The organism is Emticicia fluvialis, from assembly GCF_024793945.1.
Lineage (GTDB): Bacteria > Bacteroidota > Bacteroidia > Cytophagales > Spirosomataceae > Emticicia > Emticicia fluvialis.
The window spans coordinates 1-14,504 of the sequence record NZ_JANUSD010000014.1 but is presented as its reverse complement, the minus strand read 5'-3'; the positions used below and the strand labels follow the sequence as shown (position 1 = coordinate 14,504).

The window sequence follows — 14,504 nt, the reverse complement described above, 5'->3', positions numbered from 1 at the left end:
AATCAGAACACGATATTGTCAATCAGCCTTACTCCATCCAGAAAAGCCGCCACACAAACGGCTGTTTTTCCTGGTTCGCCTGCCTGGCTTATTGGTTCAAGTGTATCAAAATCAGCAATTTCAAAATACTCAGGCTCAATGGCCGGTATAGTTTTAAAAAAAATGTCAATGGTGTACTGAGTTTCTGACGAAGATGCGCCTTCTTGAAGTTTTTCTTTAGCCAACTGCAAGGCCTTGTAAATGTTGGGTGCTAATTGACGGCCTTCGGCTGACAGCCGTCTGTTTCTGGATGACATAGCCAGACCGTCTGCCTCACGAAGTGTTGCACAGGGAACAATCTCGAGGTCGAAACTCAAATCTGCTACCATTCTTCTGATAACCGCTACTTGTTGCAGGTCTTTCAGCCCGAAATAGGCTTTATCTGGCTTTACTATATTAAAAAGTTTGGAAACCACTATTCCTACGCCATTAAAATGACCGGGACGGAATTTGCCTTCCATTACTGTTTCCAGAATACCAAAGTCAAACTTCATCTGAGGTAAGACCGGATACATTTCATCGGCCGATGGAGCAAATACAACATCGCATCCTGCTGCCTCAAGCATCTCATTATCTGCCTCAAGTGTGCGCGGATATTTCTTAAGGTCATCGGCATTATTAAATTGTGTGGGGTTCACAAAAATACTACAGACCGTCAGGTTGTTTTCTTGTTTCGAAGCCTCAATCAAAGAGATATGACCTGTATGAAGCGCCCCCATGGTTGGCACAAAGCCAATTGTTTTACCAGCTTTTTGCTGATTTTTTAAGAAAGACTGTATGGCTGATATAGAAGAAAAGACAATCATTTGCTGAATAAATTTGGTGGTTGCCCATACCCGGCAGATATTAACACCGCAAATTTAACAAATAATGCTTATTTCTTAACCAGTTTTCTGAGGAGGTCGGTGGTGATAGGCTTAGATATATAACCAATAATGATTGGATATTGCTTGGCTTTTTCTTTATCGAAAGGATTAGTAGACGACGACAAAATAACTACTTTCGTATCCGGGAACCTGGGGTATAGCTCCGCCACAAATTCATCAAGATACTCCCAACCGCTCATAACAGGCATATTTACATCAAGAAAGACCAGGCTCGGGTAGTCTGAGGTGTCTTCTTCGGGCTTATCAAGCAGCGTTTTATAGTAGTCAAGAGCTTCTTTACCACTTAATGCTGTAATCACCTCTTTCGTAAAAGCTGATTTCTCAGTCACCATTTTAATGAGCATCAATGTGGTCATGTCATCATCAATGCAAAGTAGCTTGTTTATCATACCTAACTTTAAATTTTAAAATAAACATGGTACCGCAATCAATTTTGCTTTCAACATCAATAGCGCCACCCAATGCTTCAAGTTGTGATTTAACCAGGTACAAACCCATGCCTTTACTATCGGGCCGGTCATGAAACCGCTGGTACAAACCAAACATTTTTTCACGGTGTCGCTTCATGTCAATACCAATTCCATTGTCTTCGAAAGTCAAAATAACAAAATCTCCTTCATATTTTGTCTTAATGTTTATTTTTACTTTTCGGGAGTATGACCGATATCTGATTGCATTGGTGGTCAGATTCATCAAAATGCTTTCAAGGTAAGTATCGTTGAACACCACTGCGGGTGCCATGCTGAAGTCAGTAGTAATTTCTGCTTCTGATTCTTCCACCTGATAATTCAGTTGTGTTAATACCTTTTTCATAATCTTATCGAACCGCACATGGCCAATCTCGATTGAACCGTTGTCTCTGATAACCAGAATATCAATAAGATCGCTGATGGTATCATTCAGCAAATGTGTTGAAACCCTGAAACCCTGAATAATCTGTAACAATACAGGGTTATCGATAGACATTTCGTCAACAATATTAAGAAATCCGATAAGATTTGACAAAGGTGCCTTAAAATTATGAGAAGTTATATATGAAAAGTGTTTTAAATCTTCATTGCTTTGGTTCAATTCCTTTATTAACTGCTCTTTTTCAAGCTCCCGCTGTTTTCTATCGGTTATGTCTCGCTGTATAGAAATCCAGTGGGTAAACCTTCCGCCGGGGTCTGCCACCGGTGCCACAGATACATTCATCCAGAAATCTTCACCGTTTTTTCTTTGGTTTTTCAGCTCAACCTCACAGTGTTCACATTTAATAAATGCCTCTTCCAATTTGCTTAACTCTGCTACGCTTGGGCTCTGCCTCAAAAAAGCCAGCAGGGGTTGACCAATCAGTTCGCCGGGTGTGTGGCCTGTCATCAGAGCGCAGGCATCGTTTACATATATTATAATTGGGTTGGCGCTGTCGTTACCAATTGTATTGGCAATGAGAACCGCATCTTTTGTGTTTGTAATAACAGACTCCAATTGCCTCAACCGGTTTTCTTCTTCTTTCTGGCGGGTTATATCCTGCATAGCGCCAATGATTCTTACAGGGTTCTTCTCTTCGTCTAACATAATAAAACCGCGGTCATATACATATTTATATGAGCCGTCGGCACAGCGGAAACGGTACTCTAACTTTATGTTTGATTGTTTTTTTTCAAATACATTATTAAGAAAATCATATACTTTCTTCTTGTCTTCCTGGTGTACGGTTTGTTCCCACCACAGGCGGGCATCATTTACCTGAACATATTCTGGCGGGTATCCAAAAACCTTGTTAATCCCTTTGTTATAGGTGATGCGGTTTCTGGTAAGGTCCATATCCCAGATGGTATCGCTGGTGGCTTTCATCACAATATCATATCTCTCTTTAGACCTCCTCAGCTTTTCACCGGCCTCGCGGTTGTCGAGCAAAATACCTACAAGGTTGGCTGCTCTCTCAATGAATTTAACTTCGTGGTCTTTCGGAGACTTTGGGGTAGTATAGTAAGTAGCAAAACTGCCTGACACCACCCCATTGCTTTTTTTACATGGCACCGACCAGCACGCTTTAAAGTTAAATGCAGCAGCCAGCACCCGAAAATCTTCCCAAAGTACATCGGTTTCAATATCTGTAACAATTACTTTTTCGCCGCGCCACATGGCAGTACCGCACGAGCCTGTACGTGGCCCGATGGCCAGCCCGTCTATCGCCTTTGAGAATTCTGCAGGAACAGAGCTACCCGCAACTTTGTTGATTCTGTTTTCTTCGTCCAGCATTACTACAGAGCAAATGGCACCGGTAATAAGACGCTCAATCTCAACAGTCAGTTTTTCAAGAATGCGCTCAAATGGCACGTCTCCGGTGGCATTAATCTCAAAAATTTCCCGCTCTATTTCCAGCATGGTTTCGTGGTACTTTCTGCTGGTTATATCTTGTTTGGCACCGTATATACGTATGGGTTGGTCTTGCTCGTAAATAACAAATGCCCTCTCTAATACATACACGTAGTCGCCGTCGGCACGTTGAAAACGATACTCAACAGCAAACTGCTCATTTTTTCCGGTTAAAGCCACCTCAATTTCCTTCTTCACTCGGCAGGCATCATCAGGATGTATGTGGTCTTCCCAGAAATTGGCTTCCAGGTAATCATTTACTACCGGATACCCGAATAACTTCAGGTAGCCGTCGCCCGAAACAAAAGTACGTTTCACCCGTAAATCATAATCCCAGATGGCATCGCTTGTTGCCTGAGCCACAGCCGCATAACGCTCGTTAGACTCGCGAAGCATTCGCTCATATTCCAGTCTTTTTCCTACGTCTCTCGAATTGGAAACAATTCCTCGCACCGTGTGGTCTTTCAGCAGATTAGTAATGGTGGTTTCCATCCAGACCCAGCTACCATTGGTATGCATAACCCGGTAAGGCGCAATTGTAATGCTGCCTTGCAGCCTAAGCCCCTTAGCTGCGGCTGAAACCCTGGGGGCATCATCAGGATGTATAAAGCTGAAGGCATTCTGGTGTATTAAGGTATCAGGTGAATAGCCCAGTATAGATTCATGATTAGGGCTTACGTACTGAAAAGTAAAGTCGTTGTCAATAATTGTCATCAGGTCGGCACCTTCCTGTACCAATGCCCTGAAACGTTGTTCGCTGATACGCAGTGCGTTTTCGGCTTTCAGCTTTTCTGTTATGTCTGTCGACAACACTAATCTTGCTTTTCTGCCCGAGAAATCAATCATGTTACCTGCAATTTCAACATGAATAATCTCTCCGTTCTTTTTCAGGTGTCGGGTAATCCGCTTAAGCCGCTTCCCTTCATTCTTAAAGTCGTTTATGAGCGCAATTACTTCTGGTATGTTTACTTTAGGGCGGATGTCAAGAATATTCATTTTCAGAAACTCTTCTTTAGAATACCCGTAATAATCAATGGCCGCCTGGTTTACATCCAGAAACTGAAATGAATTAATTTCATATACCCACATAGGTACCGGGTTCAGATGAAACAATTCTTTGTAACGTTTTTCTGACTCCCTGAGTGAGATGAGATTTTTTTTGCGTTCAAGGCTGTAAAGAATGCTTTTGTAAAGAAGCGAAGCGCTCAGTTCGGGTCTGAATAGAAAATCGGCGGCACCCATAGAAAGGCTTCTGATACTAAAGTTTTTATCGACCGAATCGCTGATAATGATAACGGGCAGGTCCATAGACGAGCTCAGGGCCTCTTGCAGCCTTTCTTCAGCATTATAGCAATTGGCATCTACAACAAACAGAATAATATCAAAGGGTTTGCTTGCCAGCAGCTGAACTTTCATTTCAGCCAGGCTTCTGACATAAAAGACCTGATTATTAAGTACGCCGTCAGAAAGATATTTTTCTACACGGAAAACGTCATCCGGGTTATCCTCAACAACCAGAATGTTAAACTGTTTGGTAAAAACGGACATTAGTAATCATTTTGGGCTGAGATAGGGCAACATGTAACCGATCAAATTCTGGGTAGAATTCGGTTAAGCATGATGTCTTTACCTGTAGTTTAAATATTCTTAACTCAAGTTTAGCAATTAATAATCTTTAACAGTTTATAGTTTTATCGCTTAAGAATAAGCAAGCAGAAACGGAAGAAGTTGAAAAACTCTCCGGTTGAACCCTTATTCACTCAAAGCCAGCAATCAGGCTAAACTAAAAAACCGGGCAGCTTACCAGCGCCTGGTGTTTCAGCATACAAAAGTAATGAAATAAAATCTTATTTTAATACAAAATTATTCAGTAACTGCAAATCATCAGTACCGATAAAGTCAACACCTAGTTTTTTTAATGTCTCAAACGTCAGCAATGTATTGGCAGTACCCCATAACCTTACCCTTTTTCCTCTCGCATGGTTAAACATCACAAACTCACTTATTTTCTGGTAGGTTTCTTCGGGCATCTCCTGCTTACCGGGCCAGTACTTGCCAAAATCTGTAAAGCTGGCGCTCACCATGTCTACACGTTTGTAGGCTTTATCAGAATAAACCGTTGTTTTGCGGCCGTCAAAGTAAAAAAGTTTGTCGTACTGCTCAAATTCTTCCGGCTTGGGCATGTCGCCACTTATGGTAATCTGTACGTGTTTCAGTTCTTTTCTATGTGGTTTCAGCAGTTTTTCCAGTTCTGCCATTATCAACCTGCCATCTTTTTTCAGATCCAGCAGCAGATAAAGCTTTTTCTTATCCGGGTAGGCATAGCCTTTGTTGGCTTTTATCCGTGCCAGAAGGGGCTCCAGATACAAAGCTTTGAAAGTGCGGTCTTCTGCAATGTTTTTCCAGTCATGGGCCACATACAGGTCTCCGTCTTTCAGATACAAATCGGCCTCAATTGAGTCAAACCCCAGGTCATAGGCATCATAAAACGGTCTTGCATGTTCGTAATCGTTATGCGAGTGCATGAGCTGTCCGAAGGCCTGATTAGCCATAAGCAACATACTAATGATGGCGAGTCTGATATTTTTTTTCATAAGTTACTAACCAGTTATATAATTTATTTGCGTCTTCTTTTTTAAACAGTTGGGTGCCATCGTTCATAGTAGCCGCCGACCCACAGGCTACACCCCAAAGCAACATTTCTATTACACTTTTACCCTCAGACAAAGCCCATACCATACCCCCAACCATGCTGTCGCCGGCACCTACGGTACTTCTTTTCTGAACAGATGGCGCAGGCACGTGCCTGCAGGTATCAGCAGTAACCAGAATAGCCCCCTGCGGCCCCAGCGACACCACCACAATTTCACATTTTCCTTTGGCTATAATTTCTGTGGCTGCGTCATCTACCTCATTAATTTCCAGTTTATCAGTTTTTACGAGCCTGGCAAGCTCGCTCAGGTTCGGTTTTAACAGATAAACGCCTTCTTCAATGGCTTTTTCTAAAGGTATGCCAGACGTATCTGCTACCAGCCTTGAGTTGGTTTTTTTTGCAATAGCTGCTACTTTTTCGTAGAAATCGTTATCAACCCCTGCCGGAAGGCTGCCGCTGGCCACCAGATAATCGGGTTTCAGAGCCTCAATGGCTTTTAATAATGCCGCCGTTTCGGCTTCTGTAACCATTGGTGCAGGCATGCCAAATCTATATTGTGCATTGGTGTTGGTATCTACTGCAATAAAATTTTCACGGGTTTCGCTGGCGGTTTTTACAATATGGCAATCAATACCTTCATGCTTTATCAATTCCTGTAGCATATCGCCTGAGGCCCCGCCCGCAGTAAAAACGGCCAGGCTATTGCCACCCAGCCGGTTAATGGCCTTTGACACATTAATACCTCCGCCGCCTGCGTCATACTGTGGCGCTTCACATCTTATTTTTTGCTCGGCCACCAGGCCGGCGAATTTGGTGCTTTTGTCAACAGCGGGGCTGGCTGTAAGGGTAACAATTTTGTGTTGGTTCATATTCATCTGTTTTACGGATTTAATCATTTCTTATTGTTTGGGGTGCAAATCCTCCCGGGGGTGATAACTCCGTAGGGTTTCTTGCAAAAACGCTCTGTCGAGGTGTGTATATATCTCGGTGGTAGTAATTGACTCATGCCCCAGCATTTCCTGCACGGCGCGGAGGTCTGCCCCGCCCTCAATGAGATGCGTAGCAAAAGAATGCCTGAAAGTATGTGGCGAAATACTTTTATGAATACCTGCACGTTCGGCCAGTTCTTTTATTATCAGAAAAATCATTACCCGAGTTAAAGGCCGTCCCCGCCGATTTAGAAAAACCACATCCTGTGCGTCAGGCTTGATATCCAGATGATTCCTTACCGTTTCAAGATAAATATTGGTAAACTTAACGGCGTCTCGCCCAATGGGTACCAGTCTCATTTTATTGCCCTTACCAATTACACGCACAAAACCAATATCAAAGTAACAATTGGTTAGTTTCAAATCAACCAGTTCAGACACCCTCACGCCGCAACTATATAGCACTTCCAGAATTGCCCTGTTTCGGGTGCCTTCATTCGTAGACATATCAATTATGCCCAGCATTTGCTCAATTTCAGGAAACGACAGCGTGTCTGGAAGTTTCCTGCCGGTTTTAGGGCCTTCAATTAACTGGGTGGGGTCTGTTTTGATGAGGTTTTCAAGCGCCAGATATTTGTAGAAAGATTTGATACCAGATAAAATGCGCGCCTGAGAAGTGGCCGTAAGCCCGAATTGATTGATGTAGGCCAGAAAATCAGAAATATCCTGATCGTTGATTTGCTCCGGACCCGGATTATGGTCGGTCATGGCGGCAAACTGGCTTAGTTTTTCAACATCTCTTAAGTAGGCTTCAATGGAGTTTTCGGACATAGACCGCTCCAGCCGAAGGTAATTCTTAAAATGTTGAATATAGATGGGCCAATTCAAAACCGTAATTTTTATACAGTAAACACGAATGGTTTTCGTAACTTGCCATAAAAATACTCAATCATCTATTCAATTGTTTTTCTGATGAAGAAAATAATTATAATTAACGGACCCAACCTGAATCTGCTTGGTAAAAGAGAGCCACATATTTATGGAAGCCAGACTTTTGAGGATTATCTAGCCGAACTAAAGCAGTTATTTCCTGATATTGAACTTCATTATTATCAGTCTAACCACGAAGGCAGCATTATTGACAAAATTCATGAAGCCGGCTATGGTCAGGTAGCATTTGATGGCCTCATTATCAATGCAGGCGCTTACACGCATACATCAGTTGCCATTGCCGACGCCCTATCGGCCATTAAAACCCCGGCAGTAGAGGTGCACATCTCTAATATACATGCCCGCGAGGCATTTAGGCATCATTCTTACCTTACCAGCCGATGCAAAGGCATGATTTGCGGCCTGGGCTTGAAAGGTTACGAAATGGCCATACGGTATTTTATAGTGTAGCCTGCCAAAAACCACATAAAGGGGCTTACAGGCCAATAAATCTGCCGGTTGAAAAAAGCTATTCAAAAGCCACCTTTCAGTTTTAAATTTAAGCATTTATTTATGTTCTCTTAATACTGATTTTATGCTTAAAACCGGGCATTTATGCTTATGATACGTTTTTCAATGAATAGTCGTCAAATTAGACTAATTTGTCGTTTATTTAATCAGACAATGACATTTATCATTTAACTTCGTGAATTATAGCGTTGAAATTCAGTTGGGCATATTAATATAATCCATAACCTTTTACATACGCTAGCCGTTTATTAAATACTTATACCTTTTATTTACTAACTCTCTCTAAAAAGAAAAATCTTAAAATGCGTTCTATGCGTACCATACTTACCATTGTTGCAATTATTGTAGTTTTAGTGCTAGGCAAAATTTTCTTATTCAGCAAACCTGATGATAAAATGGCCGGGGGGCCCGGTGGTGGCGGTGGCGCCGGCAAAGGGGGTGACAAAGGAGGTGCCAAAGGCCCCGGTGGTGGTGGCCCTGCAACAGCCGTAAATATTTTTGTAACAGGTTTTGCACAGCTTGACAACGCCGTTACGTCGCCGGGTACGGTGTTTCCAAACGAAGAAGTACAGCTAATGCCCGAGGCATCTGGCAGAATCGTTTCTCTTACCATTAAAGAAGGTGGCCGCGTTGCCGCAGGGCAAACAATTGCCAAAATAAGAGATAACGACTTACAGGCACAGTTGAAGAAACTAAACTACCAGATTGAGCTGGCTAAACAAACCGATGCCCGCCAGAAAAAATTACTTGAAATTAATGCGATCAGCCGCGAGGAGTATGAAATTACTTCTAACACCTTGAATACCCTTGCTGCCGATAAGGAATTTATAGAAACCAGCCTGGACAAAACAGTTCTTAAAGCCCCGTTTGCAGGTAAAATAAGTTTCAAAAATGTCAGCCTTGGTGCTTATGTAACGCCAAGTATCAGCCTTGCCACACTGGTACAGACCAATCCGGTAAAAATTGATTTTGCTGTTCCTGAAAAATACTCAACTCAGTTAAGGCTAGGCTCAGCGGTTAAGTTTGAAGTAGAAGGGCAAAGCCAGATTTACACTGCCACTATTAATGCCATTGACCCTAAAATTGACCCGAACCTGCGCACGCTGAAAGTTAGAGCCATTGCTCAGAACCCTAACGACAGACTTATACCCGGTATGTTTGTAAAAGTAACCGTAGACCTTGATATATCGCAAGCAATTATGGTTCCAACAGAAGCCATCATTCCTATTCTGAAAGGTAAAAAGGTATATGTAATGCAAGATGGAAAAGTGACCGAAAAAATGGTTGAAACAGGCTTGCGTACCGACAAAAGTATTCAGATTACGAGCGGACTGGTACCCGGAGACTCGCTGATTGTGAGTGGTATAATGGCATTGAAAAAAGATGCTCCTGTAAAAGTAAAACAGGTTGTAAAATAAGGTTTTTAGCATTGAATTGAAATTCGTAAAAATATGTCTATATCAACCATATCCATTAAACGCCCGGTTTTAGCCATAGTGATGAACCTCATCATTATCTTATTTGGTGTTATTGGTTATACTTATCTGGGTGTACGTGAGTACCCGTCTATTGACCCGCCGGTGGTGTCGGTCAGAACTGCCTATGCCGGAGCCAATGCAGATATCATTGAGTCTCAGATTACCGAACCCCTTGAAAAAGCGCTGAACAGCGTTGAGGGTATCAAATCTATCAGCTCTTCTTCAAACGTCGGCTCAAGCCAGATTACGGTTGAGTTTGAGCTTGGCGTAGACATGGAACGTGCTGCCAACGACGTACGCGACAAGGTATCGGGTGCTGTGCGCCAGTTACCACAAGATATTGATGCCCCTCCGGTTGTATCTAAAGCCGATGCCAACTCAGACCCTATCATGAGTATGTTGCTTCAGAGTGAAGCCCGTACCCACCTGGAGGTGAGTGACATGGCCGAAAACGTGGTAGCTCAACGTCTGCAAACTATTCAAGGTGTTAGCTCGGTAATGATATGGGGGCAGAAAAAATATGCCATGCGCCTTTGGATGGACCCAACCCGTATGGCGTCGCAGGGTGTAACCACCCAGGATGTAAAGCAGGCGCTTGACCGCGAAAACGTAGAGCTGCCTAGCGGTAAGCTGGCAGGTGACAACACCGAACTAACCGTAAAAACAGTTGGACGTTTTAAAAACGAAACTGACTTTGAAAATCTGATTGTAAAAACAATTGGCGATAAAATCATCCGCTTTAAAGATATTGGCACCATTCAGCTTGGGCCGGAGAACGAAGAAACGATTCTTCGCCTCAACGGAATCCCGATGATTGGTCTGGCTATTGTCCCTCAGCCGGGTTCTAACTACCTGGAGATTTCAAAAGAAATCAAGAAAAGAGTAGAGGAAATTAAGCGCGACCTGCCCAAAGATTATAAAATGGACGTATTGCTTGACAATACCGTTTTCATAGAAAACTCGGTGGAAGAGGTAGGCGAAACCCTGATTATTGCCATTGTGCTGGTTGTGATTATCATTTTCCTTTTCTTCCGCGACTGGATTATTGCCGTAAGACCATTGATAGACATACCTGTTTCATTGATAGGTACATTCTTCGTGATGTATCTGCTGGGTTACTCGGTTAATGTGCTAACGCTACTGGCTATCGTACTGGCAACCGGTCTTGTGGTTGACGATGGTATTGTTGTAACTGAAAACATCTATAAGAAGATTGAAGAAGGCATGAAACCCGTTGAGGCCGCCATTAAGGGGTCTAATGAAATCATATTTGCCGTTATCTCTACTTCCATTACGCTTGCGTCGGTATTCTTACCGGTTATTTTCATGCAGGGTTTTGTAGGTAAGCTGTTCCGTGAATTTGGTATTGTGCTTGCCTCGGCGGTTCTGATATCCGCCTTTGTGTCTTTAACACTTACCCCGATGCTTAATGCTTATCTGGTAAGAAAAGACCACAAACGCTCGTGGTTTTATGAAAAAACAGAGCCGTTTTTTGAGAACATGATTAACAGTTATCGTGAACGCCTGAAAGGCTTTATGAAAATGCGTTGGCTGGCTGTGCCTATTCTGTTCGCAACGATGGGGATTATCTGGTTCTTCGGCAAAGACATTCAGCAGGAGTTGGCGCCACTTGACGACCGCAACTGGTTCCGTATTTCTGCCACAGCCCCCGAAGGCTCTTCTTTTGAATACATGGACAACTACATGTTGAAAATGGGTAAAATGTTGCAGGATTCTATTCCGGAAGCGAAAGGGATTATGACCATTACAGCACCCGGCTTTTCGGGTTCTGGTTCACCTAATACAGGTATGGTACGCGTGGCATTGAAAGACAAAAAAGACAGGAAACGCTCGCAGCAAGAAATAGTAGATTTTGTAACCAAAAAGCTGAAAGGTATGCCTGATGCCAGGTCTTTTGCTATTCAGCAACAAACCATTTCGGTTGATGCCCGCGGAGGGTTGCCGGTGCAATATGTAATTCAGGCGCCTGATTTTGGGAAACTGCGCGAATACATGCCTAAGTTTATGGATGAGGTATCTAAAGACCCTACTTTTGTGGTGTCTGACATGAACCTGAAATTTAATAAACCAGAGCTGGAAGTAACCATTGACCGCGAGAAAGCCAAAAGCATGGGCATTTCGGTATCTGATGTGGCGCAAAATATGCAATTGTCTTTTGCAGGGCAGCGTTTCGGGTACTTTACCATGAACGGCCGCCAGTATCAGGTTATTGGTCAGTTTGACCGCGCCAATCGTGACGAACCTCTTGATTTGAAGAGTACTTTCGTAAAGAATAATCTGGGTGAAATGATTCAGCTGGATAACATCATTAAAACAGAAGAGCAAAGCAGCCCGCCACAATTATACCACTTTAACCGGTATATGAGTGCCACTGTTTCTGCGGGCCTTGCGCCTGGTAAAACCATCGGTGACGGTATTAAAGCAATGGATGCTATCAGAGACCGGCTGAATGATGAATCAATCAGAACAGCGCTTTCAGGTTCATCCCGTGACTTCGCCGAAAGCTCATCCAACACATTATATACCTTCATTCTTGCGCTTGTTTTGGTTTATCTGATTCTTGCTGCCCAATTTGAAAGTTTCGTTGACCCTTTCATTATTATGCTTACCGTACCACTTGCCGTGGCCGGTGCAATGTTCTCTTTGTGGTATTTTAACCAGACATTGAATATTTTCAGCCAGATTGGTATGATTATGCTCATAGGTCTTGTAACCAAAAACGGTATCCTGATTGTAGAATTTGCCAATCAGCTACGCGAAAAGGGCATGGGCATAAAAGAAGCCGTTATTGAAGCAGCGGCCATGCGTTTCCGCCCTATTCTGATGACCACCTTTGCCACCGTGCTGGGCGCTGCACCAATTGCATTTGCATTGGGCGCCGCCGGTAGAAGCCGGATGTCGATGGGTATTGTTATTATGGGCGGTCTGTTGTTCTCGCTGGTTCTTACTTTATATGTAATTCCGGCCATCTATTCATTCTTGTCGCGTTCTAAAAACTACGAACGCATGAAACAGATTGAAAAAATCGCTTACGAGTCTGAACATGAAGTAGCTTGATATTAGCCGGGGGTAAGCCCCCCGGCTAACCATTTTCAACTATTAAGATTCAATTGCCTATTTATTAATGAATGGCTGAGGCCAGCATTAAATTTCAGAAGCATCATTACCATAGTTTCATTAGCCAATACTTAACCTGAACCAATGAAACTCAGATAAAATATAACAACGTGAAAAATTTTATTATTCTTCTATTATTCGTTGCCCAATCATCAATTGCACAGGAAGTACTGACACTGGAAAACGCCGTAAGCCTGGCGCTGGAAAAAAACTTTGATGTTAAAATTGCAGCTTTACAACAAAAAGCAGCAGAAACACAGGTTTTTAAAGGCAATGCAGGTATGCTACCCAGAGTAGACCTAAACACCAATGCAGGTACTGCCTTTAACGAAGTTAAACAGAAACTGGCCAACGGTAGTGAAACCAACCGTTTTGGTACCAACCTTACGCCTTCTGCCAACGTGGCCTTTACATGGACACTTTATGACGGCAAACGCATGTATGCCATCTATGACCGGCTGAAGAACCAGAACCAGTTAAGCCAGATTCAGACGCGCATTGCCATGGAAAACACAATGGCTAATGTAATGGCAGCTTATTATGAAATAATGCGCCAGAAACAAACGGTGCGTTTTCTTGAAACTATTATTAAGTATTATGAAGAGCGCCTGAACATTACACAGCAACGCTGGGAATTCGGTAAGGGTTCTAAACTGGATTATCTGCAGTCTAAAACTGATATAGGCACACAGACCAGCTTGTTAATACAGGCTAAAACAGACATGAGAAATGCGAAGGTTGCTCTGAACAACCTGCTGGCCAGAGACCCAAACCTGAACTTTGACGTGCAGGAGGTTGTAGAACTTACTTTTGACCCGTCGCAGGAAGAACTCAGAAGCAGAGCCCGTACAGCCAATAAAAACTTGCAGGCTTTGAGAAAATCAACAGATATTACTATCATCCAGCAAAGAGAGGCAGAATCGTTCAAGTTACCCCGCGTAACGCTTAATTCGTCTCTGGGATACTCACTGAGCAAAACCAATGCAGGTTTGTTTTTGTATAACCAGAACTACGGTTTAAATACCGGTATAGGCTTAACCTGGAATATTTTCAACGGTCAGATTGTTCGCCGGCAGATACAGACAGCCAAGATTAATACAGAAATTGCCAAAACACAGGAACAGGATTGGATAGTGCAAATGGAAAACGATTTAATAAGAGCCTATAATCAATACCAGACTGACAAGGAGATTCTGAAACTGGAAGAAGAGTATAATCAGGTGGCTGATGAAAACATGAAAATATCGTTGGAGAAATTTAAATTGGGGGGCTCAACCATTCTTGAAATAAACGAAGCTCAACGCAGCCTGAATACCTCTTTAAACCGCCTTACCAATGCCCGGTTTAACATCAAGATTTCTGAACTGCAACTGTTGCGCCTGAGTGGTGAACTGGTAAAGTAAACCGGAAACAGAACGTAATAACCTGACACAATAAAAGAGGCTGTCTAAAAAGGTCTAAAAAATAGGAATCCCCGGTCAAAAAAGACGCGGGGATTTTTCTTTGTTCCTCTAAAAAGTGTTATCTTAGAGGTGCAACACAAAGAGAAGATGAAGAT

General features: G+C 42.9%; 10 protein-coding genes. 4 read left to right on the top strand and 6 right to left on the bottom strand.

Annotation, left to right across the window (positions count from 1 at the left end):
* Nucleotides 1–2 precede the first annotated feature (2 nt).
* The 6 genes from panC to xerD all read right to left on the bottom strand — a co-directional run bounded on the left by panC (nucleotide 3) and on the right by xerD (nucleotide 7,757).
* Nucleotides 3–845 (bottom strand): pantoate--beta-alanine ligase, encoded by an 843-nt coding sequence (gene panC, locus NZ848_RS15980; RefSeq protein ID WP_259016354.1) that lies wholly within the window; start codon nucleotides 843–845, stop codon nucleotides 3–5.
* 68 nt (nucleotides 846–913) lie between these two features.
* Nucleotides 914–1,315, bottom strand: coding sequence for a response regulator (locus tag NZ848_RS15975; RefSeq protein ID WP_253527919.1), 402 nt, complete (start codon nucleotides 1,313–1,315; stop codon nucleotides 914–916).
* Entirely contained in the window at nucleotides 1,290–4,835 is a 3,546-nt protein-coding gene (locus tag NZ848_RS15970) for a PAS domain S-box protein (protein WP_253527922.1), read from the bottom strand. The genes NZ848_RS15975 and NZ848_RS15970 overlap by 26 nt, the downstream gene beginning before the upstream one ends.
* A gap of 299 nt (nucleotides 4,836–5,134) precedes the next feature.
* Nucleotides 5,135–5,881 (bottom strand): alkaline phosphatase, encoded by a 747-nt coding sequence (locus NZ848_RS15965; protein WP_253527925.1) that lies wholly within the window; start codon nucleotides 5,879–5,881, stop codon nucleotides 5,135–5,137.
* Nucleotides 5,850–6,809: a 1-phosphofructokinase family hexose kinase gene (locus NZ848_RS15960; protein WP_259016353.1), complete on the bottom strand. Its 960-nt coding sequence runs from the start codon at nucleotides 6,807–6,809 to the stop codon at nucleotides 5,850–5,852. The genes NZ848_RS15965 and NZ848_RS15960 overlap by 32 nt, the downstream gene beginning before the upstream one ends.
* Nucleotides 6,810–6,839: 30 nt before the next feature.
* Nucleotides 6,840–7,757, bottom strand: a complete 918-nt coding sequence (gene xerD, locus NZ848_RS15955; RefSeq protein ID WP_259016352.1) for a site-specific tyrosine recombinase XerD — start codon at nucleotides 7,755–7,757, stop codon at nucleotides 6,840–6,842.
* An 84-nt stretch (nucleotides 7,758–7,841) separates the two neighbouring features.
* On the opposite strand from xerD, the gene aroQ reads away from it, so the two are divergent.
* The 4 genes from aroQ to NZ848_RS15935 all read left to right on the top strand — a co-directional run bounded on the left by aroQ (nucleotide 7,842) and on the right by NZ848_RS15935 (nucleotide 14,349).
* Complete coding sequence (aroQ, locus tag NZ848_RS15950) at nucleotides 7,842–8,270, top strand: type II 3-dehydroquinate dehydratase (RefSeq protein ID WP_253527960.1); 429 nt, start codon at nucleotides 7,842–7,844, stop codon at nucleotides 8,268–8,270.
* 371 nt (nucleotides 8,271–8,641) lie between these two features.
* The gene (locus NZ848_RS15945) at nucleotides 8,642–9,748 is read left to right on the top strand and encodes an efflux RND transporter periplasmic adaptor subunit (protein ID WP_253527991.1); all 1,107 of its coding nucleotides are present in this window, start codon (nucleotides 8,642–8,644) and stop codon (nucleotides 9,746–9,748) included.
* Nucleotides 9,749–9,781: 33 nt separating this feature from the next.
* The gene (locus tag NZ848_RS15940) at nucleotides 9,782–12,886 is read left to right on the top strand and encodes an efflux RND transporter permease subunit (protein WP_259016351.1); all 3,105 of its coding nucleotides are present in this window, start codon (nucleotides 9,782–9,784) and stop codon (nucleotides 12,884–12,886) included.
* 170 nt (nucleotides 12,887–13,056) lie between these two features.
* Nucleotides 13,057–14,349, top strand: coding sequence for a TolC family protein (locus NZ848_RS15935; protein ID WP_253528020.1), 1,293 nt, complete (start codon nucleotides 13,057–13,059; stop codon nucleotides 14,347–14,349).
* The last annotated feature ends 155 nt before the right edge of the window (nucleotides 14,350–14,504 follow it).